General features: G+C 64.5%; 22 protein-coding genes. 11 read left to right on the top strand and 11 right to left on the bottom strand.

The window, feature by feature from the left end; genetic code table 11:
* Positions 1 to 32: 32 nt before the first annotated feature.
* The 7 genes from NFH97_RS13575 to NFH97_RS13545 form a co-directional block, all read right to left on the bottom strand.
* The gene (locus tag NFH97_RS13575; RefSeq protein ID WP_213229115.1) at positions 33 to 1256 is read right to left on the bottom strand and encodes a pyridoxal-phosphate-dependent aminotransferase family protein; all 1224 of its coding nucleotides are present in this window, start codon (positions 1254 to 1256) and stop codon (positions 33 to 35) included.
* Between the two features lie 178 nt (positions 1257 to 1434).
* Positions 1435 to 2622 carry a CaiB/BaiF CoA transferase family protein gene (locus NFH97_RS13570; protein ID WP_108132424.1) on the bottom strand — a complete coding sequence of 396 codons (1188 nt, stop codon included), beginning with the start codon at positions 2620 to 2622 and terminating at the stop codon, positions 1435 to 1437.
* A 25-nt stretch (positions 2623 to 2647) separates the two neighbouring features.
* Positions 2648 to 3442 (bottom strand): enoyl-CoA hydratase, encoded by a 795-nt coding sequence (locus NFH97_RS13565; protein ID WP_108132423.1) that lies wholly within the window; start codon positions 3440 to 3442, stop codon positions 2648 to 2650.
* 28 nt (positions 3443 to 3470) lie between these two features.
* Positions 3471 to 4757, bottom strand: a complete 1287-nt coding sequence (locus NFH97_RS13560; protein ID WP_045991726.1) for a TRAP transporter large permease — start codon at positions 4755 to 4757, stop codon at positions 3471 to 3473.
* Between the two features lie 13 nt (positions 4758 to 4770).
* Positions 4771 to 5337 (bottom strand): TRAP transporter small permease, encoded by a 567-nt coding sequence (locus tag NFH97_RS13555; protein ID WP_071211091.1) that lies wholly within the window; start codon positions 5335 to 5337, stop codon positions 4771 to 4773.
* 62 nt (positions 5338 to 5399) lie between these two features.
* Positions 5400 to 6374: a TRAP transporter substrate-binding protein gene (locus NFH97_RS13550; protein ID WP_045991725.1), complete on the bottom strand. Its 975-nt coding sequence runs from the start codon at positions 6372 to 6374 to the stop codon at positions 5400 to 5402.
* 436 nt (positions 6375 to 6810) lie between these two features.
* On the bottom strand, positions 6811 to 7287 hold the full coding sequence (locus NFH97_RS13545) for a GlcG/HbpS family heme-binding protein (protein WP_045991724.1): 477 nt from the start codon (positions 7285 to 7287) through the stop codon (positions 6811 to 6813).
* A gap of 234 nt (positions 7288 to 7521) precedes the next feature.
* Here NFH97_RS13545 and NFH97_RS13540 point away from each other — a divergent pair, with 234 nt between their 5' ends.
* Positions 7522 to 8181 (top strand): GntR family transcriptional regulator, encoded by a 660-nt coding sequence (locus NFH97_RS13540; protein WP_349622928.1) that lies wholly within the window; start codon positions 7522 to 7524, stop codon positions 8179 to 8181.
* Between the two features lie 46 nt (positions 8182 to 8227).
* On the opposite strand, the gene glcC is transcribed toward NFH97_RS13540, so the two are convergent.
* Positions 8228 to 9001, bottom strand: coding sequence for a transcriptional regulator GlcC (gene glcC / locus NFH97_RS13535; RefSeq protein ID WP_045991722.1), 774 nt, complete (start codon positions 8999 to 9001; stop codon positions 8228 to 8230).
* Positions 9002 to 9187: 186 nt separating this feature from the next.
* Between glcC and glcD the strand changes: the two genes are divergently transcribed.
* The 10 genes from glcD to NFH97_RS13485 all read left to right on the top strand — a co-directional run bounded on the left by glcD (position 9188) and on the right by NFH97_RS13485 (position 19714).
* On the top strand, positions 9188 to 10687 hold the full coding sequence (glcD, locus tag NFH97_RS13530; RefSeq protein WP_108448248.1) for a glycolate oxidase subunit GlcD: 1500 nt from the start codon (positions 9188 to 9190) through the stop codon (positions 10685 to 10687).
* Positions 10688 to 10968: 281 nt separating this feature from the next.
* On the top strand, positions 10969 to 12054 hold the full coding sequence (gene glcE, locus NFH97_RS13525) for a glycolate oxidase subunit GlcE (RefSeq protein WP_213229109.1): 1086 nt from the start codon (positions 10969 to 10971) through the stop codon (positions 12052 to 12054).
* Positions 12055 to 12182: 128 nt separating this feature from the next.
* Positions 12183 to 13433 (top strand): glycolate oxidase subunit GlcF, encoded by a 1251-nt coding sequence (gene glcF, locus NFH97_RS13520; RefSeq protein ID WP_349622930.1) that lies wholly within the window; start codon positions 12183 to 12185, stop codon positions 13431 to 13433.
* Between the two features lie 57 nt (positions 13434 to 13490).
* On the top strand, positions 13491 to 13892 hold the full coding sequence (locus tag NFH97_RS13515; RefSeq protein ID WP_045991718.1) for a GlcG/HbpS family heme-binding protein: 402 nt from the start codon (positions 13491 to 13493) through the stop codon (positions 13890 to 13892).
* Positions 13893 to 14033: 141 nt separating this feature from the next.
* Complete coding sequence (locus NFH97_RS13510) at positions 14034 to 14930, top strand: DMT family transporter (RefSeq protein WP_045991717.1); 897 nt, start codon at positions 14034 to 14036, stop codon at positions 14928 to 14930.
* A 182-nt stretch (positions 14931 to 15112) separates the two neighbouring features.
* Positions 15113 to 15427: a hypothetical protein gene (locus NFH97_RS13505; protein ID WP_045991716.1), complete on the top strand. Its 315-nt coding sequence runs from the start codon at positions 15113 to 15115 to the stop codon at positions 15425 to 15427.
* 533 nt (positions 15428 to 15960) lie between these two features.
* Entirely contained in the window at positions 15961 to 16311 is a 351-nt protein-coding gene (locus NFH97_RS13500; RefSeq protein WP_108132416.1) for a hypothetical protein, read from the top strand.
* Positions 16312 to 16586: 275 nt separating this feature from the next.
* Positions 16587 to 18161, top strand: coding sequence for a bifunctional GNAT family N-acetyltransferase/carbon-nitrogen hydrolase family protein (locus NFH97_RS13495; RefSeq protein WP_045991713.1), 1575 nt, complete (start codon positions 16587 to 16589; stop codon positions 18159 to 18161).
* 3 nt (positions 18162 to 18164) lie between these two features.
* Positions 18165 to 19010 carry a M90 family metallopeptidase gene (locus NFH97_RS13490; RefSeq protein WP_349622931.1) on the top strand — a complete coding sequence of 282 codons (846 nt, stop codon included), beginning with the start codon at positions 18165 to 18167 and terminating at the stop codon, positions 19008 to 19010.
* Positions 19007 to 19714, top strand: a complete 708-nt coding sequence (locus NFH97_RS13485; RefSeq protein WP_108132413.1) for a TVP38/TMEM64 family protein — start codon at positions 19007 to 19009, stop codon at positions 19712 to 19714. Before NFH97_RS13490 ends, NFH97_RS13485 begins: the two co-directional genes overlap by 4 nt.
* A 16-nt stretch (positions 19715 to 19730) precedes the next feature.
* On the opposite strand, the gene NFH97_RS13480 is transcribed toward NFH97_RS13485, so the two are convergent.
* From NFH97_RS13480 to NFH97_RS13470, 3 genes are all read right to left on the bottom strand, one after another.
* Positions 19731 to 20807 (bottom strand): sensor domain-containing diguanylate cyclase, encoded by a 1077-nt coding sequence (locus NFH97_RS13480; RefSeq protein ID WP_083970241.1) that lies wholly within the window; start codon positions 20805 to 20807, stop codon positions 19731 to 19733.
* A gap of 167 nt (positions 20808 to 20974) precedes the next feature.
* Entirely contained in the window at positions 20975 to 22312 is a 1338-nt protein-coding gene (locus NFH97_RS13475; protein WP_045991740.1) for a glycosyltransferase, read from the bottom strand.
* A gap of 236 nt (positions 22313 to 22548) precedes the next feature.
* The gene (locus tag NFH97_RS13470) at positions 22549 to 23427 is read right to left on the bottom strand and encodes a LysR substrate-binding domain-containing protein (RefSeq protein WP_045991711.1); all 879 of its coding nucleotides are present in this window, start codon (positions 23425 to 23427) and stop codon (positions 22549 to 22551) included.
* Positions 23428 to 23453 lie beyond the last annotated feature (26 nt).

The raw sequence follows: 23453 nt of genomic DNA, 5'->3' as shown, positions 1-23453 counted from the left end.
GGCGACAGCGCCGCCGACGGGCGGGCGGTGGTTCAATCGCGAGCAAGGCGGGCCACGTGGGGCGCCGGGTTCTCGGAGAAGTACGCCATGGCAGCCTCGACGCCGCTGCCGGCAAGGCTCACCCCGGAAAGCTTCAGCCCCATCTCGCAGCCGGCCAGGGTCGCCATCAGCGTCAGGTCGTTGCAGTCGCCCAGGTGGCCGATACGGAACATGCGTCCCTTGGCCTTGCCAAGCCCGGTGCCGAGCGACAGGTCGAAGCGCTCGTAGATCAGCTTGCGCACGGCATCGGCGTCGACGCCCTCCGGCATCACCACGCCGGTCAGCACCGGCGAGTAGACCTCGGGGTCCTGGCACTGGATCTCGAGTCCCCAGGCGTTCACCGCCGCGCGCACGCCCGCCGCCCAGCGCTGATGACGGGCCAGGACGTTATCCATCCCCTCGTCCAGCAGCATGTCGATGGCCTCGTTGAGGCCGTAGAGCAGATTGGTATTGGGGGTATAGGGCCAGTAGCCGCCCTGGTTGGCCTCGAGGATCTCGTCCCAGGCCCAGAAGCTCTTGGGCAGCCGCGACTCGCGACTGGCGGCCAGGGCCTTGTCGGAGATCGCGTTGAAGCTGATCCCCGGCGGCAGCATCAGTCCCTTCTGGGAGCCGGAAATAGTGACGTCGACACCCCACTCGTCGTGGCGATAGTCGGCGCTGGCAAGCCCCGAGATGGTATCGACCAGCAACAGCGCCGGATGACCGGCGGCGTCGATCGCGCGGCGCACCGCGGCGATGTCGCTGGTAACACCGGTGGAGGTCTCGTTGTGGACCACGCACACCGCCTTGATCCGCTGTTCGGTGTCTTGCTTGAGGCGTGCCTCGATCATGTCGGCCTGGACACCGTGGCGCCAGCCCTCGGCCCCCGGCAGGCCCAGAAACTCGGGCTCGAGTCCAAGACGCAGGGCCAGACGATGCCACAGCGAGGCGAAGTGGCCGGTCTCGAACATCAGCACCTGATCCCCCGGCGACAGGGTATTGGCCAGGGCGGCCTCCCAGGCCCCGGTACCGGAAGCCGGATAGATGATCACCGGCTTGTCGGTCTTGAAGATCTTGCCGACCTTGCCGAGCAATTCACGTCCGAGGGCGCCGAACTCCGGGCCACGGTGATCGATGGTCGGCAGGCTCATGGCCCGCAGGATACGATCCGGCACCGGCGAGGGGCCGGGGATCTGGAGGAAGTGACGTCCGGTGGGATGAAAGTCGAGATTCAGCATGTAAGGCCTCCTGGCCAGGCGTCGCACTGGGCGACGCCTGGATAGCTGTTCGGGCGCCAAGCGCTGCCGCGCCCCTCTTGTAATAATCTGTAATAATGAATGCAATTTTTATGGTGGCACCGCCCCAGCGATTCGGCGACATGCCAGACGCTAGCTGCCGATCACGGTGGTGCCGGTGTCAGCGCACGGCACCCTGCTGACGCAGCGCGTCGATCTCGTCCGCTGCCAGCCCGATCTCCCCAAGCACCTCGTCGGTGTGCTGGGCGAACAGCGGCGCCGGCTGGCGAATCGCCAACGGGGTCGCCGAGAACTTGCTGGGAAAGCCCAGGGTCTTCATCCGCCCCATGGTCGGATGATCGACCTCCAGCACCATCTCGCGGGCCAGGTAGTGTTCGTCATGCATGGCCTGGTCGAAGTCGTTGATCGGCCCTGCCGGCACCCCGGCGGCGTCACAGCGATCGAGCCAGTAGGCGCGATCCTGTTGCCCGAGGATGTCCTCGAGGATGGCTTCCAGCGCCTCGACGTTGGCCCCGCGGTCGAGGTTGGTCTTGAAGCGCTCGTCGACCATCAGCTCGGGGCGCTCGATGACGTCCTCGCAGAAGCGCTCCCAGGTACGCTGGTTGGCGCAGCCGAGCATCATGTAACCATCGCGTACCCGCATCGCCTGGTAGGGCGCGGACACCCGATGGCGCCAGCCGGTGGCCTCGGGCACTCGGCCTTCGGAGAAGTAGGCGCCCGCCTCCCAGGTGAACCAGGGCAGGCCACACTCGGCGATGGCGATGTCCAGGTGCTGGCCTTCGCCACTGCGCTGACGGTGGATATAGGCCGCCAGGATCGAGTAGATGGCGGTCAGGCCGGCGCCGATATCGTAGACGGCGACCCCGGTCTTGAGCGGACGCCGGCCCGGCTCGCCGGTCATCGACATCAGCCCGCTCATGCCCTGGGCCACCAGGTCGAAGCCGCCCTTGTGACGCGACGGACCGGTCTGGCCGTAGCCCGAGATCGAGCAGTAGATCAGCCCCGGGTTGATCGCCTTGAGGCTGTCGTAGTCGATCTTCAGCGACTGGGTGACGCCGGGTCGATAGTTCTCGACCACCACGTCGGCTTCCCTGGCGAGGCGATAGAACACCTCGCGGCCCTTCTCTTCTTTCAGGTTGAGCGAAATGCTCTTCTTGTTGCGGTTGATCTGGGCGAAACAGGTCGATTCATCCTCGACGTAGGGGCCCATCTGGCGGCTGTCGTCGCCGCCGTTGGCCTTCTCGACCTTGATCACCTCGGCGCCCATATCTCCCAGCACCATGGTGCAGTAGGGGCCGGCCATGATCTGCGAAACGTCGAGTACCTTGATCCCATCGAGTGGCAGCATTGTGGTTCTCCTTGCCTCAGGGCCTTTATCGGCCCTGCCAGCGGAAGGGTGTCTTGTTGACGAACTTGTCCACCGCGGCCTTGAAGTCGCGGCTGGTGTAGCAGGTGGCGATCCAGTCGTCGCTGGCGTCGAAGGCCGGGCGGCGCTGTTCGATGACCCGCTGGATCACCTCCTTGGCCGCCCGCACGGTCAAGGGGGCACGCTCCTTGAACGCCTGCGCCCGCTCGGCCACCGTCGCCTCGATGGCCTCGGCGTCGACGATCTCGCCGACCAGCCCCAGGGCCAGGGCCTCCTCGGCACGTACCAGTTCGCCCGCCATCAGTACCTGCTTGGCCCGGGCGATACCGGCGTGCTCGACCAGCCGCGAGACGTTGGTGATCGACAGGCAGTTGCCCAGCGTCCTGGCGATGGGGATACCGAACTTGAGACTCGGTGTCGCCAGGCGGAAGTCGCAGGCCAGAGCGATGGCCGCGCCACCGCCGACACAGAAGCCTTCCAGCAGCGCCAGCGTCGGCAGCGGCAGGGTCTCCACCCGCCCGACCACCCGGTCGATGCGACGCTCGTAGGCGATGGCGTCTTCGCCCTTGTCGAAGGCAGCGAACTGCTTGATGTCAGTGCCGGCGACGAAGGCTTCTCCGCCGGCGCCACGCATGACTACCGCGACCAGCTCCGGGTCGTTCTCGATGGTCTCGCAGTGGGCCTCGAGCTGGTCGTACATCTGCCAGGTCATGGCGTTGCGGCTGGCGGTGCGATCGAAGGTCAGCCAGGCGACGCCATCTTCGCTGTGGTAGTGCACCTGGCCCTGATCGTTGTCGCTCATGTCGTTGTTCTCCTTGTGGTGGTCGCGATCACACGCCGTAGATCAGGTTGACCAGCGCCAGGGCCACGGCGGGCACGTAGGTGTTGATCAGCAGGATCACGAACAGCACCGCCAGGAACCAAAGATTGGTGCGCGTGGTGGCCCAGATGTCGGCCTTGGCGATGGAGCAGGAAGCGATCAGTACGCTGGCCACCGGCGGGGTCTGCTGGCCGATGGCCAGGTTCAGCGTCACGATCAGACCGAAGTGCAGCGGATCGATGCCCACCGCGGTCACCAGCGGCAGCACGATGGGCACCACCAGGATGATCGCCGCCGCCGAGTGCAGGAAGATGCCCAGCACCAGGAAGATGACGTTCAGAAGCGCCAGTACCACGTACTTGTTGTCGGTCATCTCGGCGATCGAGTTGGCCAGCTGCTGGGGAATCTGGGTCTCGGTCAGATACAGACCGACCACTGCAGAGGAAGCCACCAGCAGCATCACCACCGCCGTCTGCACGCCAGCATCGAGACAGGCCTTGTAGAAGATCTTGAGGCTGAACTCGCGATAGATCACCGCGCTGATGAAGATCGCCACGACCACCGCCAGCGCCGCGCCCTCGGTGGCGGTGACGATGCCGCCGAAGATGCCGCCGAGGATGATCACCGGAATCAGCAGCGCCCAGATGGCGCCCTTGAAGGCCTCCCACAGACGCGAGGCCTGGAAGCTCTGCTCCGCCGGCAGGTTGTGACGACGCGCCAGGAAGTAGCACATGGCCGCCAGCCCCAGGGCGCCGAGCAGCCCTGGGAAGATGCCGGCGACGAACATCTTGACCACCGATTCGCCGGACATGACCGCGTAGAGGATCATCGGGATCGACGGCGGCAGGATGATCGCCAGGCTCGCCGCCGAGGACGAGATGGCTGCGGCGAACTCCTTGGAGTAGCCCTTCTTGCGCATGGCCGGAATCAGGATCGAGCCGATCGCCGAGACACCGGCGACGGCGGAGCCAGAGATCTCGGCAAAGAAGATCGAGGCGCCGATGGTCACCATGGCGAGACCGCCCTTGATGAAGCCGACCATGGCCGAGGCCAGATCGATCAGACGGCGCGAGATGCTCGAGGCGTTCATGATGGCGCCGGCCAGGATGAACAGCGGTATCGCGATCAGCGGGAACTTGGTAGCACCGTCGAACATCACCATGCCGACATTGGGCAGGGCCAGGGTGCCGTAGCTGGCCACGGTGGCCAGGGCGCCGACGAGGCCGAGGGCGATGGCCACCGGCACGTTGATCAGTATCAGCCCGATCAGGCCGAAGAACATGGAAGCAATGATCATGGGGTTCTCCTCGTCAGCTGGCGCGCTGCGGACCGGTGGGTGAATCGTCGGTACGCACGTCGTCGGCCAGCACACCGGCCTCTTCGAGCTCGTGATCGACGAAGCCGGCTCCCTTGGCCGCCCGGATGACCTCGGGGAGCCTGAGCAGCTGGGCGAGAATGAACATCGCGGCACCGATCGGAATCACCGACTGGGTGAACTGCACCGAGATGCTGGGCAGGCTCACCAGGGTGGAGCCTTCAAGAATCTGCACCACCTGAAAACCAGTGACGCCGAGCAGCACGAAGAAGCCGATGGTGATCGCCTCGGCGAGCAGCGCGATGGGCAGGCGAATGGACGGCGAAACCATGTTGATCACGCTGGGACAGGCGATATGGGCGCCCTTGAGGGCGGCCAGGGCGGCGCCATAGTAGGTCAGCCAGGCCAGTCCGATCGAGGCGACCTCGTCGTACCAGCTGAAAGGAGAGCCCAACAGGCGTGACGCGAACCCGATGGTCACCACCAGGGTCAGCGCCAGCACATTGAGAAAGACGATGACCTCCAGAATCTTCTGGTAGGCCGCGGAAATGGTGGTAAGCACAGAGCATCCTCCGAAGGTGGATGCGGCCTCACCGAAAGTGGAGAGGCCGCAGTGGACAGGCGTTATTCGCGCAGTGCTTCCACCCGCGACAACAGTTCCTCACCACCTTCCACCTCGGCGGCGAACTTCTCGTAGATCCCGCGGGAACCCTCGACGAAGGCGTCGGTGTCGACCTCGTTCACCTCCATGCCTTCCTCTTCCATGGTGCTGACCAGGCTTTCGTCAAGCGAGGCGCCCTGCTCCAGTGCGAAGGCCTCGACCTCTTCGGCGGTCTCGATCAGCACCTCGCGGACGTGCTCGGGCAGGCGGGTCCAACTGGCACCTGCCAGCACATAGGCCGGGGAATAGACGTGATTGGACAGCGACAGGTAGTCCTGAACCTCCTGGAAGCGCTGGGAATAGATCTGTACCAGCGGGTTTTCCTGACCGTCCATGGCGCCGGTCTGCAGCGCGACGAACGCCTCGGACAGCGCCATGGGCGCCGGCGATGCGCCGTAGCTCTTGAACATCTCGACCCGCCACACACCGTTGGGGGTACGCAGCTTGATGCCGTCCAGATCCTCAGGGACCACGATCGGGCGGACGTTGTTGGTGATCTGGCGGAAGCCGTTCTCCCAGATGCCGATGATGCGGTAGCGCTTGTCTTCGGCGACCGGATACAGGACATCGCGCAGTACCTCGTCGCGGACTCGGGCGAGGTGCTCCCGGTCCTCGATCAGGTAGGGCATCTCGAACAGCGAGAATTCCGGCGCCACGCTGCTCATGATCGACGACGGCAGCGACAGATCGATGGTGCCGAGCTTGAGCTTGTTGAGCATCTGCTCGTCGGAACCCAGCTGGCTGGAGCCATAGGTCACCACCTCGGCCTCGCCTTCCAGGCGCTCGTTGGCCAGACGGGCGAACTCGTTGGCGGTCTTCTCGAACAGCGATCCCGGGCCACCGACGTGGCCGAACTTGATCTGCACCTCGTCGGCCTGAGCGGCACCGACGCCAAGCGCCAGTACGGATGCGGCCAGTACGGTCTTCAGCAGTTTCATAACCCTCACTCCGATTGTTGTTGTCCATCGTGGTCTGGCGGTGGGCGCCGACTGGCACCCTGGAGGAAGCCTCAACGGGAGCTGGCGTGCTCTTCACGTAACGGTTCCGTCAGTCGCGGATTCCGTCACTTGAGCTTTCCGTTTCCAGGGCGTTCAGGGCCTGGGGACAGGAGTCGCTTCCCGCTGGGTCAGGGTCAATATGGATACATAATTCAAAATTAGGTATTATACTTTTGTCTTTCGCAAACTCGCCTTAGAGAATATTTATTGATTAAATTTCAATGTCTTATTTCGAAACAACGAGTCATCCAAGCCACTCGCTCCCTTGCTGCATCCCTGCAGACATACACAAAAAAAGCGAGCTCGAAGGCTCGCTCTGTCGCTTGCTGACGGGTTTGGCATCCGTCCCTGTCGCCAGACAGTTGCCAGACCGGAATCAGGGATCTGAGACCGTCTCGGGCTCCAGCCCGGCTTGCCAGCCTGCCGCCTCGATGCCAGCGATGGCGGCGGCCTGATCATCGGCCGAGGAAGCACCACTGATACCGACCGCGCCCAGAATGCGCTGGTCGTCATCCAGGATCAGCACCCCCCCCGCCACCGGCACGAAGCGGCCCCCGGAGGCCTCGGCCACCGCCGCCAGGAAGGCGGGACGCTCGCGGTTACGCTCGCCGGTGGTACCACTGGATACCCCGATACCCAGCGCGGCGTAGGCCTTGCCGTTGGCCACCGGCCAGCGCAGCGGGCTGCAGCCGTCTTCACGCTCGGCCGCCACCGGATTGCCGCCGGCGTCCAGCACCACCGCGGTCAGAGGAGGCAGTTCGCCCTTGCGGGCAAAGGCGAAGGCGGCGTCGAGCAATTGCCGCGCCGACTGACGCGACAATTGTACCTGTGCAAGAAATACGTTTCCGGCCATAGCAACTCCAGCGCAAGATATGAGAGAAGACAGAAAAGGCAGGCAGCAAGACAACGGCCGGAATCCGATCGATGCCATTCGGCCCCACCCTCCGCTGCCTCACAGGGTTACCCGAGTGCCTGGCCAAATACGCTCGCCAACACTCGCATAATTTGAATAATGAATTCATAATACGGAAAAGTTGAACCGTCAAGCGTTCGACCGTCAAACGATGATGAGCCCGGGAAATCCGCTATGGAAAAGATTCAGCCGCGTAGCCTGTACCTGGAAGTGGCCGACAGGATCCGCGACCTGATCGAGCAAGGCAGCCTGCTGCCCGGCGAGAAGATCGCCGAAAAGGCCCTGTGTGAAACCTTTGGTGTGTCACGCACCCCACTGCGAGAAGCCCTCAAGGTGCTGACGTCCGAAGGGCTGGTCGAGAACCTGCCCAATCGAGGTTCCCGCGTGGTGCGATTGACCCGGCGTGGGGTCAAGAACACCTACGACGTCATGGGCGCCCTGGAAGGCCTGTCCGGTGAGCTGGCCTGTCAGCACCTGACAGACGCCGACATCGAGGAGATCCGTCGTCTGCATCAGCTGATGGTGGGCCATTACCAGCGCCAGGAACTGGCCCCCTACTTCGAGGTCAACCAGCAGATCCACGAGTGCATCCTGGCCGCGTCGAACAACGACGTGCTGATCGAGATGTACAACAACCTGAGCCAAAGGGTGAAGCGCATTCGCTACAGCGTCGAGATGGGCTCGGCCAACTGGGCCAAGGCCGTCGCCGACCACGAGGCCATGCTGGAGGCGATCGAGGCCCGCGATGGCAAGCGCCTGGGCGACATCCTGCGCGCGCACCTCGGCCACAAGCTCGAGGTAGCCGCCGTCAGCGGCATCATCGACGAGGAATAGCAGGCCCCGGGACGGCGCGCAGAAGTCTCTGCCGTCGTCCCGGCACTTACCACTCTTCCAGGCGCATGGCCGAGCGCTCCAGACGCTGATCCTCGGCCTCGATCTCGCGCAGCATGTCACCGATGGTGGACAGGTGCTCCAGCGCCACCCGCCGCGCCAGTTGTGGTTTGCCCTCTACCACCGCTCGGTGCAGGCGGGCGTGCTGGCGGTTGATCATGTCCCTGGCGTCAGGGCGATGATAGAGGTGCTTGACCGAGGCGAACACCGAACTCAGCAGCAGGTCGGTGAGGCTCTGCAGCGTATGCGCCAGCACCGGGTTATGCGACGCCTGACAGATCGCCAGGTGGAAGGCGTGGTCGAGTCGCGCCAGACGCTCCACCTCGAGGGGGTCCGCCTTGTCCACGTAGTCCGCCATCTCGCGGTAGCGACGGGTGATCAACACCCTGTCCGAGGCGGTGCCGCGGCTCGCGGCCAGGCTCGCCGACTCCCCTTCCAGCAGCGCACGCACCTCGAGCAGGTCATACAGGGTGCGTGGGTGCTCGCGAAACAGATGCATCAAGGGCGTGGCATGGGGCGCCTCCACCAGCGGCGCCACCTCGGAGCCACGCCCCTGGCGAGTCACGATCACCCCTTTGCTTCGCAGGCTGCCAAGCGCCTCGCGCAGCGAGGAACGCCCCACCCCCAGCCGCTCGCACAGCCGCCGTTCCGAGGGCAACAGCTGCCCCGGGCGAAAGACACCGTCAAGGATCAGCGTCTCCAGCTTCGAGGCGATGGCCTGGGAGGTGCTGCTCGGTGCCAGTCGTTCTTCGTTGTCCCACATGTCCTGCCTCCCGCAGCGTGCGTGGTTCATCGTCCGTATTGATGCCCTGAACCGAGCACATCTGCCAATAACTGGTCAGACCAGCAAACCAAAATCTGGACACCGAGGTCAAGACAACGCAGATTGTAGTGCAGACAATAACCATCATTAGCCGCACGACCGTGCTAGCTCAACCGAGGAAGCGTCATGAACATCCTCTATGACGAACGCCTGGACGGCGCCTTGCCACGGCGCGACAAGAACGAGGTGCTCGCCGAACTCACCCGCGTGGTCCCCGACCTCACCCTGCTGCACCGCGAGGAAGACCTGCGCCCCTTCGAATGCGACGGCCTGTCGGCCTACCGCGTACTGCCCATGCTGGTGGCCCTGCCAGAGCGCCTGGACCAGGTCGAGGCGCTGCTCAAGCAGTGTCGTGAACTCGGCGTGCCGGTGGTCACCCGCGGCGCTGGCACCGGCCTTTCCGGCGGTGCCCTGCCGCTGGAACAAGGCGTGCTGCTGGTCATGTCGCGCTTCAATCGGATTCTCGACATCGACGCCGACGCCCGCATCGCCCGGGTCCAGCCAGGGGTGCGCAACCTGGCCATTTCCGAGGCGGCGTCGCCCTACGGGCTCTACTATGCGCCGGACCCCTCCTCCCAGATCGCCTGCTCGATCGGCGGCAACGTGGCCGAGAACGCCGGCGGCGTGCACTGCCTCAAGTACGGCCTCACCGTACACAACGTACTGAGGCTCGAGGTGATGACCATCGAGGGCGAGCGCATGACCATCGGTTCCGAGGCGCTCGACAGCCCCGGTTTCGACCTGCTGGCGCTGATGATGGGCTCCGAGGGCATGCTCGGCGTGGTCACCGAGATCACCGTCAAGCTGCTGCCCAAGCCCGAGACCGCCAAGGTGCTGATGGCCAGTTTCGATGACGTGGAAAAGGCCGGCGCCGCGGTCGGTGACATCATCGCCGCCGGTATCATCCCAGGTGGCCTCGAGATGATGGACAACCTGGCCATCCGCGCCGCCGAAGACTTCATCCGAGCCGGCTACCCGGTGGACGCCGAGGCGATCCTGCTGTGCGAGCTCGACGGCGTCGAGGCCGACGTGGACGACGATATCGAGACCGTGCGTGAGGTGCTGGCCAAGGCTGGCGCCAGCGACGTTCAGCTCGCCCGCGACGAGGCCGAACGCGCCAAGTTCTGGGCCGGTCGCAAGAACGCCTTCCCTGCGGTCGGCCGCATGTCGCCGGACTACTACTGCATGGACGGCACCATTCCTCGCCGCGAGCTGCCGAGGGTGCTCAAGGGCATCAGCGATCTGTCAGAGCAGTACGGGCTCAAGGTGGCCAACGTCTTCCACGCCGGCGACGGCAACATGCACCCCTTGATCCTGTTCGATGCCAACCGCGAAGGGGAACTCGAAACCGCCGAGGCACTGGGCGGCAAGATTCTCGAGCTATGCGTGGAAGCCGGCGGTTCGATCACCGGTGAACACGGCGTCGGCCGCGAGAAGATCAACCAGATGTGTGCCCAGTTCGACAGCCTGGAGATCACCGCCTTCCACGCGGTCAAGGCCGCCTTCGACCCGGAGGGACTGCTCAACCCAGGCAAGAACATCCCGACGTTGGCCCGGTGCGCCGAGTTCGGCGCGATGCACGTGCACAACAACGAGCTGCCGCACCCGGAACTGCCAAGGTTCTAGCCATGACAGCCACGAGAGCGTCCCGACGCTGGCGCGCTGCGCGCGATCAAGGTTCAGTGCCATGCATGGTGCACAACAACGAGCTGCCGCACCCGGAACTGCCAAGGTTCTAGCCGGAGCCGCCACGCTTCCAGGCGCCGCAGGAAAGGGGCACGGTTCAGACAGGAAGGCGGCAAGCCTCGTCTCCTGCCATCGACCGTGACGCCCTTGCAGCGCTGCCGTGCTCCGTGTGTCGCGCCTTGTCGACGTTTGTCCCTCTTTGTCGGAATTCAGGTACCACCATGTCCAACAATGACGTTTCCCCTTCCGCCTTCGACGGCCTGGCGGCTCTGTCCGAAGCGATCCAGTCGGCAAGTGCCGAACGTCCGCTTCGCATCGTCGGCGGCAACACCAAGGCCTTCTATGGCCGCCCGGTGGAAGGTACGCCGGTATCCACCCGCGAACACCGCGGTATCACCAGCTACGATCCAGTCGAGCTTATCGTCTCGGTGCGTGCCGGCACCCTTCTCTCCGAACTCGAGGAGGCGCTGGCCGACCAGGGCCAGATGCTGCCCTTCGAACCCCCACACTTTGGTGCCGAGGCCACCGTCGGCGGCACCATCGCCGCCGGACTGTCCGGGCCCCGCCGCCCCTGGGCCGGCTCGGTGCGAGACTTCGTGCTGGGCCTGCGGGTACTCGATCACCAGGGGCGTGAACAGCGCTTCGGCGGCGAAGTCATGAAGAACGTGGCAGGTTACGACCTGTCACGCTTGATGGTCGGCGCCCAGGGCACCCTGGGACTGATCACCGAAGTCACCCTCAAGGTGCTGCCGCTACCTACCGCCAGCGCCAGCCTGCGTCTGGAAATGTCCCAGTCAGAGGCTCTGAGTCGTCTGGCCGAATGGGGACGCAAGCCGCTCCCCTTGAGCGCAGCGGCCTGGCACAGTGGCGCCCTGCATCTGCGTCTCGAAGGCGGTGCAAGCTCGGTGGCCGCCACCCGCGAGGCGATCGGCGGGGACACCCTCGAGGCCGACTTCTGGCGCGAGCTCCGAGAGCTGTCGCTGCCCTTCTTCAGCGACACCAGCACGCCGCTGTGGCGGATCAGCCTGCCGACCAACACCCCGAGCCTGGACATCGCCGGCGTCGAGCCACATCAACTGCTGCTCGACTGGGCCGGTAATCAGCGCTGGCTCAAGGGGCAGGTCGACGCCGAGTCGCTGCGCGACGCCGTCGCCCAGGCCGGTGGCCACGCCACCTGCTTCACACCGGGCGCCGCCGAGCCCTTCACGCCACTGCAGCCGGTGGTCGCCAAGTACCACGAGCGGGTGAAACGCAAGCTCGATCCCGACGGCATCTTCAATCCGCGCCGACTGTATCCGGACTGGTAGACCGGGCGCTGAACGATCACAGCCGCCCGGCGAAGGCGGCATGATCGGACAGCCATCGACAGACGACCTGATCCCCCGTTTGGCCCCGGCGACGGTCCGGGCCTCGACCATGACTAGCGGATAACAACATGCAGACCCATTTCAGCGAAAAAGACCTCGAGAAGCCGCACATTCGCGAGGCCGACAGAGTCCTGAGAAGCTGCGTTCACTGCGGCTTCTGCAATGCCACCTGCCCGACGTACCAGTTGCTTGGCGATGAGCGCGACGGTCCGCGCGGCCGCATCTACCTGATGAAGGAGATGCTCGAAAGCCCTGAAGACGATGACCAGATCACCGAGGAAACCCGTCTTCACCTCGACCGCTGCCTTACTTGTCGCAACTGCGAGACGACCTGCCCCTCAGGCGTCGAGTACCACAAGCTTCTGGATATCGGCCGCGCCGAGATCGAGCGGCGTGTGCCGCGCAGCACCTCCGACAAGGCGCTTCGCTTCGGCCTGCGCAAGGCACTGGTCGAGCCCGGCCGGTTCAAGGCCCTGCTGGCGCTGGGCCAGACCTTCAAGCCGCTGGTCCCCGGGGCGCTCAAGAGCAAGATGCCCCCGGCCCCGGTCGACGCTGGCAAGCGCCCCGACGGCAAGCGTCATCCGCGCCAGATGCTGATTCTCGAAGGCTGCGTGCAGCCCGGCCTGTCGCCCAACACCAATGCCGCCACTGCTCGCGTGCTGGACCGCCTGGGGATCGGCCTGACGCCCGCCCCCGAGGTCGGCTGCTGCGGCGCCATCGACTTCCACCTGAACGCCCAGGAAGCCGGACGCGAGCGAGCCAGACGCAACATCGACGCCTGGCTGCCTCACCTGGACGCCGGTTGCGAGGCCATCATCCAGACCGCCAGCGGCTGCGGCGCCTTCGTCAAGGAGTATGTCGAAGTGCTGGCCGGCGACCCCGACTATGCCGAGAAGGCGCGCCGGGTCAGCGAGGCCGCCAAGGACCTGGTCGAGGTGCTGGGGCAGGAAGACCTGACAACCCTCGACGTGCGCGCCGACCAGCGCCTGGCCTTCCATTGCCCCTGCACCCTGCAGCACGCTCAGAAGCTCAACGGCGCGGTGGAAACGGTACTGACCAGGATGGGCTTCACCCTGACGCCGGTGCGAGATGGTCACCTTTGTTGTGGCTCCGCCGGCACCTACTCGATCACCCAGCCCGAACTGTCACGCCAGTTGCGTGACAACAAGATGGACGCGCTGGAGGAAGGCAAGCCGGAGGTGGTTGTCACCGCGAACATTGGCTGCCAGACCCATCTCGCCGCCACCAACCGCACCCCGGTGCGCCACTGGATCGAGATCGTCGACGAGGCTCTGGTCAGACAGGCCCAGAGCGCCTAGACTAAAAACGAAAATATTTTCCATATTAACCACAACCCTCAATCACAAGGACTCCCCATGCCGACCAAGCCTTACCTCGACCAGTCCCAGGTCAACGCCATCCTCGACGCTGCCCAGAAGGAAGCCGAGGCCAATGGCTTCGCCGTGACCATCGTCGTCAGCGATGATGGCGGCTACCCGCTGGGCCTGCGCCGCCTCGACGGCGCTGCACCGTTCAGTGCCGACGTCGCGATGGCCAAGGCCCGCTCCGCCGCCATCGGTCGCAAGGAGACCCAGGTCTTCGAAGACATGATCAACGGCGGCCGCAACGCCTTCCTGTCGGCGCCCATGGAGGGCCTGATGTCCGGTGGCGTACCGGTGATCATCGACGGCCAGGTGGCCGGTGCCGTTGGCATCTCCGGCGTCAAGCCGGACCAGGACATCCAGGTCGCCAAGGCCGGAGCCGCCGCTATCGGCTAAACGCCTGGGCAGGACACAGTGATACGTCACTCGAATCCTGTACAAGCCTGCTGTACAACTGGTATTGCGTTATCGACCGCCGCCTTGATAGGCGGCGGTGCCTTTTCCGCCAGACCTTCTCGATGACATGGACCCGTCCCGATGCCCCTCCTGCCCTTTCTGGCCCCCCTGGGCGCCGTCTTGATCTGGTCCGGCAACATGACCATCAACCAGCTGACCGTCGGCACCATCGCCCCCAGCAGCATCGCCTTCCTGCGCTGGTTACTGGCGGTGGCCGTGTTGACGCCCTTCGTCTGGCGCCAGAGCTGGCGCGAGCGACACGCCATCGCCACGCATTGGCCCAAGCTTGCGCTTCTGGGACTGCTGGGCATGGCCCTGTGGCAAGGATTGGCCTACGTCGCGGCGGCCTCTACCAGCGCCACCAACATGGGCATTCTGGCAGCCATGGTGCCGCTGTTGACGATTCTGCTCAGCGCCCTGGTGCTGCGTGAGCCACCTAGCTGGGGCGGCTGCCTGGGCGGCGTGATGGCTCTCGCTGGCGTGCTGTGGCTACTCGGCCGAGGTGACATCGCCGTCCTGGCCAATCTGGAAGTGGCCCCTGGCGATGCGCTGATGGTGGTGGCCGCGACCTGCTACGCCCTTTACGGGGTCATGCTCAAGCGTTGGCCGCTTGCCATATCGCCCTGGGTCATGCTCTACGTTCAAGCGGTGTTCGCCGTCCTGCTGTTGCTGCCGGCCTACCTGCTGGGCCCAATGACACCGATCGACACAAGCAACGCCGGCCTGATCCTGTACGCCGGCATCCCCGCCTCTATCATCACCACCTATCTGTGGATGTTCGCGATTCGCCACATCGGCGCCAGCCGCGCCAGCATCTTCATCAACCTGATGCCGCTGTTCAGCGCCCTGATCGCCATGCTCTGGCTCGGCGAACGGCTTGGCTGGTACCACCTCAGCGGCGGCGCTCTGGTGCTTGCCGGCGTGCTGACGGCCCAGACCTTCCGGCAGCCGATCCGCCGTCACGGCGAGGCCCGCTGACTTTCGTCCCGCGGCCCCGTCACAAGGGCCGAGGACGTCAAGATGTCGCTGAAACGGCTAACCATAATTAGACAAGAATAACGTCCGTATTTGCAAAACCACCATGCGTTGTATAGGTTTAGTACAACCGTTGAGCACAGGACGCCAACGGCCTCTGCAAATCCAGCGACGAGAGGTTCCGCATGAAACACATCGTCAAGGCCGCAGCACTCATGAGCACGATGGCACTGTTCTCCAGCATGGCCATGGCCGCTCACCATGAGGAAAACGAAGCCCAGGAAAGCGGCGTCGATACCTCAAACAATGTGACCGAACAGCAAGACTCTTCCAGCATGGCCGATGACAGCGCCATGAATGCCGACAAGCCCCTCGTCGAAGACGGTGGCGTCGACTCTTCCAACAGCGCCGAGCAAGCCGACGACAGCATGTCCGAGACCCAGCCGAAGGGTGAGCTGGCAGAGGATAGCGGCGTCGACTCCGCCAACGACACCGAATAATCGCCAGGCCACGGATGGTCACAGTGGCAGGGACTCGCCACGGCATGGCGGCCAGGATGGCCGCTGGTGGTTCCAGGAAGGAACCGCAGGGCAGGACGCCCACGACTGAGCGATGGACAGGCTCGCGCCCGATATCCCCATGGACGATCTCGGGGCCCACGGAAGGGCCCAGGCCTTGACCCGAACAGCCGCGTGGCAGTCATCGCCGCGTGATAGCGGCCAGGATGGCCGCAAGAGGTTCCAGGAAGGAACCGCTGGGCAGGAAGCCCAACAGAGCCAGCGGACAGGCTCAGTGCCCGACACCGACAGGGAAGAACACAGGGCCCACGGAAGGGCTCAGGCCACCCACTCGATGGCGTCACCAGGAAGGTGACGCAATATGTCGCGAGCAGGCCTGCTCACGACCCGCCCCACATCCCGCCCCCCACCCTTCAGTCCCCGCATGAAGCGACGGACAATGAAAGGTCGACGACGGGAATGCCGTTGGGCCGTCATCAGAGCATCATCAACAGCTACAACCCGGAGGTACTACGATGAACACCTACCAGACCACACTGCTGAAGCGCCTCGCCCTGGCCGGCTTGATCGGCCTGTTCTCCAGCGCCGCCCTGGCCGATCACCACGCCGAGGGAGACGAAGAGATGAAGCAGGAGCAAGTCATGCCTGAAGATAGCGGCGTCGACTCCTCCAACGATTCAGCGAAGGCCGAGGGCGAAGATGGCGCCATTCCCGGAGGCGAGATCGTCAAGGATGGCGGTGTCGACTCCAACCACGCGCCCAGCGACGACGCTTCCGCCAGCGACAGCCAGTCGGCGCTGGACGAGGGCGACCTGGTGGAAGACAGCGGTGTCGATTCGGCCAACGAGCCGGAAAACGACGTCTAAGCCTCCAGATTGCAGGACACCTGCGCTGCAGAGCTTGCACGCAGCATCCCAAGGCTCCGCTACGGCGGGGCCTTTGTCGTGGCAAGGCCCGCTGTTTGTTGGACGCGTTCTTTCCAGCGCTCTCTCCAGCGCTTCATGCTTCCCTTGATGTGCACTACTGCCCCCCGAGCTTTAGATGCATAACGCTTATGCTTTTGCGCTATGCTGCACACCTCGTTCCGCCTTGCCCTGGGCGGCATGTTAGACTATGCGGTCCATTTCCGGAGGAACGCTTCATGTCCCTCGATGATCTTCAGCTCAATCTCCGTAACCTCACCTGTGACGACTACCCTCAGCTCAAGGGGCTGATGGACAAGGTCTACCACGACATCGGCGGAGCCTGGCCCAGGATCACCATCGACAGGCTGGTGGCGGAGTTTCCTGACGGCCAGATCGTCATCGAGGACGACGGCCGGGTCATCGGCGTGGCGCTTACCGCCCTGGTCGACTACGAGGAGTTCTCCAACCCGCACAAGTACGACGACCTGATCGGCAAGCGCGAGACGATCCAGAACGCCAAGGACGGCGATGCCATGTACGGCATCGACGTGCTGATCGACCCCGACTACCGCGGCTATCGCCTTGGCCGTCGCCTCTACGAGGCGCGCAAGGAGGTCTGTCGCCAGCTCAACCTCAAGGCCATCCTGGCCGGCGGACGCATCCCCGAGTATCACCGGGTGGCCGACAGCATGTCGGCGAGCGAGTACATCGACAAGGTCTCGCGCAAGGAGCTGCATGACCCGATCCTGTCGTTCCAGTTGTCCAACGACTTCCAGGTCAAGCGCCTGCTGCGCAAGTATCTGCCGGAAGACGAGAAGTCCCAGGGCTACGCGACCCTGCTCGAGTGGAACAACATCCTGTTCGAGCCGGCCGAACGCATGCTGGAAAGTCGTCCGACCCAGGTTCGGGTCGGCGCAGTGCAGTGGCAGATGCGCGAGTTCGCCTCGGTGGAGGCGGTGCTGCAGCAGGTCGAGTACTTCGTCGATGCCTTGTCCGACTACCAGAGCGACTTTGCGGTCTTCCCGGAGTTGTTCAATGCACCGCTGATGGGCCTTCAGGACCGCGCCGCCCAGCAGGACCAGATGGCGGCCATCCGCTTTCTGGCTGGCTTCACCGAGCGCTTCAAGACCGAAATGTCACGCATGGCGGTGGCCTACAACATCAACATCATCGCCGGATCGATGATCGAGGAAGGTGACGACGGACGCCTCTACAACGTGGCCTACCTGTGCCACCGCGACGGCTCCATCGAGCGCCAGGCCAAGCTGCATATCACCCCCCAGGAGCGCCGCGACTGGGTGATCGAGGGCGGCGAGGATCTGTGCGTATTCCAGACGGATGCCGGACGCATCGGCATCCTGATCTGCTATGACGTGGAGTTCCCGGAGCTGGGCCGACTGCTCGCCGATCAGGACATGGACCTGCTGTTCGTGCCCTTCTGGACCGACACCAAGAACGGCTATCTGCGGGTTCGTCACTGCGCCCAGGCCCGAGCCATCGAGAACGAATGCTACGTGGTGCTGTGCGGTAGCGTCGGCAATGTGCCGTCCATCGAGAACCTGGACATCCAGTACGCCCAGTCATCGGTGTTCTCGCCTTCCGACTTCGCCTTCCCCCACGACGCAGTGATGGCAGAGACCACCCCCAACACCGAGATGATCATGTTCTCTGACCTGGATCTGTCGCGGTTGACCGTGGTGCGTGCCGAGGGCTCGGTGACCAACCTCAAGGACCGCCGCAAGGACCTGTTCGACCTGCGCCTGCGCGACTGGTCGTGGAAGTCCGGCGCCAGGGACCAGGACGACAGCTAGGCTGTGTTGTCACGACTCAAGCGCTGGCGGGCAGCCCGCTTCGATGCCCGCCATCCCTTCCCCGCCGACACCTGGGCAGGCGCGCGGGCGCGGCTGCCCTTGCTGGCCCGGGTGCCCGAGGCTTCGGCCCAGCGCCTGGGTCAGCGCGCCTGGCGGTTTCTTCATGACAAGCGTCTGAGTCTGCACCCGGACCTGGACCCTGCGGCACTGGATAGCGAGGAACGCCTGGCCCTGGCGGCCCAGGCCTGTCTGCTGACGCTCGGCTGGAGCGAGCACGAGCACCAGGAAGCCTTTGCCAACGTGCACGAAGTACTGGTGTTGCCCGACGCCTTTCGTCGCCAGGTCGAAGAGATGGACGAGGCCGGGGTGATGCACGTCTACGAGGACGAGCGCGCCGGCGAGACCTTCTACCAGGGGCCGGTGGTGATCGCCTTTCCCGATCTGGTCGAGAGCGGTGGCCTGGATGGCTTCAACGTGGTCATCCATGAATTCGCCCACAAGCTCGATATGGGCAATTCCCAGGACGTCGACGGGTTTCCACCACTGCCGGTCGCCATCGCCTCCAGGGAGTGGCATCGCGAGTTCACGGCGGTCTGGCAGGACCTGCAAAAGCGCCTCGAAGCAGGCGACCCCACGCCGATCGACGACTACGCCGCGAGCCATCCCGGCGAGTGCTTTGCCGTCTGCTGCGAGACCTTCTTCAGCGCCCCCGACCGTCTGATGGAGGCCTACCCGGGACTCTACGATCTGCTCTGTCGCTACTTTCAGCAGCAGCCCCTCAAATGGCCGCTGACTGCCGATAACGACCATCCCGCACCCTCACCCGCCACTCAGGAATCCCCCCGATGACGCGGCGCTGGCTACTGCCGACCCTGGCCATCACCGTGCTGGCAGCGCTGGGACTGACCTGGCAGTGGCTGGCCATGCATGACCTGCTTACCGTCGACACCCTGATGAAGCTTTCCCAGGGTGGCACGGCGTGGCGCGACAGCCCCTGGGCCATCGTCGTGGTGGCTGCTGTCTATGCAGGGCTATCGCTTGTGATGTTTCCGCTGAGTCTGCTGGTGGCAGCGACCGGGCTGGTATTTGGCCCCTGGTGGGGCTTCGGCTACGCCCTGATCGGTACCCTGTCGGCCTCCTGCCTGACCTGGTGGGTCGGTCGCAAGCTTGGCCGCGATGCGCTGTTGCGCTACGGGGGAAAGCGCTTGAACGGCCTGTCACGCTACCTGTCGGGACGCGGCATCCGCACCATGACGCTGGTCAACCTGCTGCCGCTGGCCCCCTTTACCCTGACCAACATGATGGCCGGAGCCTTCCATCTGCGCTTTCGCGACTACCTGATCGGTTCCACCCTGGGCATCGCCCCGGGCCTGGCCGGGGTCACCCTGCTCGGCAGCCAGTTGGGCGAGTTGATCACCGCCGACAGTCGCAGCGAGATCTTCTATGCGCTGGGTGGCCTGGCGCTGGGTGTCGGCCTGCTGGTCGGACTCAAGCGCTGGGCCGACGGGAGAAAGGCCGATCGGGGATCATCCAGACAAGTGGAAAGCAAGTAGCACCGCCACGGCTGACCTACTGCGTCACGTGCACGAACTCGACTCGGTTTCGACCATTGGTCTTGGCCTTGTACATCGCCTGATCGGCCTGATTGACCAGGCTGTCGAGGTCAGCGCTGTCACTGTCGATCAGCAACGCACCGATACTGGCGGTGACGCGTATCACGCTATCGGCGACGGGTATCTCCAGCTCGGACAGGGCAAGGTTGAAACGCTCGAGGGCGGACATCAAGGCAGGCTTGTCGACGTCCGCCATGACCACGCAGAACTCCTCTCCCCCCATGCGGGCGATAAGGTCCGACTTGCGAAAGCTTGCGTCGAGCGCCTTGGCCACGGCGACCAGCACCCTGTCCCCGGATTCATGGCCGTAGGTATCGTTGATCGACTTGAAGTGATCGAGATCGACCAGCGCGACACCCAGCGCTCCCTTGCCGCGCTGCCAGCGCTTGGCCAGGGTGGCAAAACGGGTAGCAAAGGCGCGACGATTGCACACCCCGGTCAGGGGGTCGGTCTCGGACAGCACTTCCATCTCTTCGATCTGATGATGGATGCGTATGCTGGCGGCGACCCAGTGGGCCATGGCCTGCAGGCGCTCACGATCTTCATCGGTGAAGGCATTCGGGCTTTCGTGGGCGATGTTCATGGTGCCCACGCAGCGACTGCCGCTGATCATCGGGACATCGAGACAGCACCCTAGCCCCTTGGCACTGAGCATCTGGCAGTCGAGATCGGGACTCCCGTCAAAACGCTCGGCGTACTCCGCCTGGCGAGTGCGATAGACACGTCCGACCATGGTGCCGTAGATCGGCACAGGCTGATCCATCGGGATGGCGTTGTTACCTTCCATGGCGATCAGGGTCAGCTCGGTCTCGGACTGCGCCAGAGTGATGGAAGCGCGGTTGGCGCCAAACACCGTACTTGACCAGCGTGCCACCGTATCCAGCACGTCCTGGAGCGATTCGGCCGCGGACAGCTCATGCACGAAGCGTATCGGTAACTCGATGGTCAGATCCGCGCGCAGGGACACGGCGTCGTCATCACGCTGCGCCGACGATGATCGCTTGCTGTCCTGCCGTGTCTGTTCCAACGTCATACCCTCACCGAGCGCTGTTCGCTCTATCCAACCGAAGAAACGAAGCCTTTGGAGATTCTATCGTGCTCTCCTGGTGAAGCCGAGTCACATGAGCATAAAATGAATGAACGCACTATTCGGAAAATTTTGTGCGTTTAAACCTAGGTGTCTTGAATCAGCAAGCGGCGTCACCTCGACGGCAGTTCGGGTTCGTCTTCATGTTGGCCGGGCCACCAGGATGGCCGCTCCTCACGCCACTCTTCACGCCACTCCTCCTGGACCAGGTGGCGTAGCACCCTCCCTCGGTAGCGTAGCATCTGCCACTCCGCGCCCAGTCGGCTGCGTACACGCTCCCAGCCGCCGTCATCGGCGTGGGTGAAGGGGCCGCCGCGGGCGATCGCCAGGCGGTAGACCCGCAGGCAGCGCTCGGCGCAGCGAGCCTCGTCGTAGGCCTGGGCCGTGCTCAGGGCGGTCTCGTGCAGGGCCGGCCAGTATCGTGCGTCGGTACATTCGGCCAGGGCCAGGGCGAAGGCCTGCTCATCCTCATGCGCCAGCAGCCGTCCATTCTCGCCATTTCGCACGACTTCGCGAACGCCAGGGGCATCGAGGGCCACCACCGGCAGCCCCGCTGCCATTGCTTCGGCCACCACCATGCCCTGGGTCTCGCTGTGTGATGCAAAGGCAAAGACGTCCATGGCGTGGTAGGCGTCGATCAGCGCCTGCCCGTGCAGGCAGCCGGTAAAACAGACACGCTCGCTCACCCCATGACGATCGGCGGCGGCTTCCACCGCTTCTCGGGCATCACCGTCTCCTACCACCAGCCACCAGGCCTCGGCATCCTCGACCAGCGCCTGGCACACCGCGCCCGCCAGAAATGCCAGATTCTTCTCTTTGGCCAGCCGACCAAGATGGCCGATCACCCGGGCATCAGCGGGGATCGCGAAGTGGTCCCGCCAGCGATCACGCTTGCCCGTCGCAAAGAGTGAAGTGTCCACCCCGCTGGGCACCACTGTCATGTCCGGGTTGCCGGCGCGCTGGACCAGCAGTTGCTTGACGCTCTCGCTGGGAGCAATCACCTCATCGCACAGCCAGGTGTACTGGGTCGCCAGTGCCACCGCAAAGCGCTGCATCCGCGAGGAATCCCCCGGCACGTAGTGGGTGTAGTGCTCGTACAGCGTGTGGTGGGTGAACACCAGTGGCAGGCCGTAGGTTTCCGCCGCGCGCGCTGCGGTGTCGCCCAGCAGGAAGGGATGGTGTGAATGCACGATGTCCGGCTCGAAAGCCTCGATGGCGTCGAACAGTTGTCCGGGGATTGGCACCGGCAGCGAGAAGTCGCTGCCGTTGAAATGCTGCACCGCGACGACACGCACCACGTCCGGCTCGTGTTCCGGCTGTCCCTCCAGCCGAGGCGCCACCACCAGTACACGATGCCCCGCCCGCTGCAACTGGTGCTTCAGGCGCTGCACGGACTCGCTGACACCACCGACGATCGGCGCATAGGTGTTGGTGAACATCAACACATTCACGGCGGCAGCAGTCTCCCGAAACAGATGATGGACCGCACCCCGGCGGCGACAATCCCAGGGTGCGGTGCAGGCGGGAGCCGGACGGCACCCTCATTCTCAATTCTATGCTCTTACGAGCGCCAGCGCCCGCCAGCGATAGCGCTCGATCGGCGGGCACGATCATACCGACTCGAGCGGCTCAGCCCCAGCCCTCCTGGAGCAAAGTGCCGAGGCCTGACCTCTTGCCGACAAACTTGTCACGATGGCCCAGGCGCCACTTCGCCCGCCAGCCAGCGCCATAGCCGTTCGCTTTCGATACTGCCCTGCGCACTGCGCGGGCGACACAACCAGAATCCTTCGCGGGTGGGCACCTCGATGTCGAACGGAGCAACCAGCCCCTGGGGATCTTCCAGCAGGCAGCGGTGCACCAGCGCCACCCCCGCCCCTTGCCGGGCCAGGGCCATCACCATGGACAGGTTGTCGCAGATCAGACTGTGACAGTGGCTCGACAGATCCTTGCGCCCGGCGTGCTCCAGCCAGGCCGGCCAGCCGGCCGCGAAGCCCGCCGCATGGAGCAAGGTCTGCCCGGCCAGGGCATCCAGCGAGACGAGCTGCCCTGCCAGCGGCGGCGTACAGACCGGCAACAACGACGACGCCCCCAGAGAGATCGACTCCATGCCGCGCCACTCTCCCTGGCCGTAGCGCAGTTCGATATCGGCCCCTTCGGCACCGAAATCCGAACTCCAGACCGCGCTGACCACACGCACGGTCACCTCGGGGTGGGTAAGGTGAAATCGTGCCAGACGAGGCGCCAGCCATTGGCTCTGAAGCGCCGGCGTAGTGCGCAGCGTCACCGAACGATCCGGGGTCACGCCGAACACCTCCAGGGTGCCCTCATCGAGCCGCGCAAAGGCTTCCTGGACGCTCGGCAACCAGGCCTGGCCCGCCGGCGTCAGCGTCAGGCTGCGCGGGTGGCGCACGAACAGTGGCTGCCCCAGGCGGTCCTCCAGCAGCCGAATACGTTGACTGATGGCGGCCTGGGTTACCGACAGTTCCTGGCCCGCCGCGGTAAAGCTCAGGGTTCTTGCCGAGGCCTCGAAGGCCTGCAGCCAATGCAGAGGAGGAAGTCGGTGCATGTGGTTTCTGGCCCTATGGTTTAGCG

The sequence above is a fragment of the Halomonas sp. SCS19 genome (genome assembly GCF_040147015.1).
Classification (GTDB): Bacteria; Pseudomonadota; Gammaproteobacteria; order Pseudomonadales; family Halomonadaceae; genus Halomonas; species Halomonas litopenaei.
The sequence above is the reverse complement of the archived record's forward strand: the minus strand, read 5'-3'. Positions and strand labels throughout refer to the sequence as shown.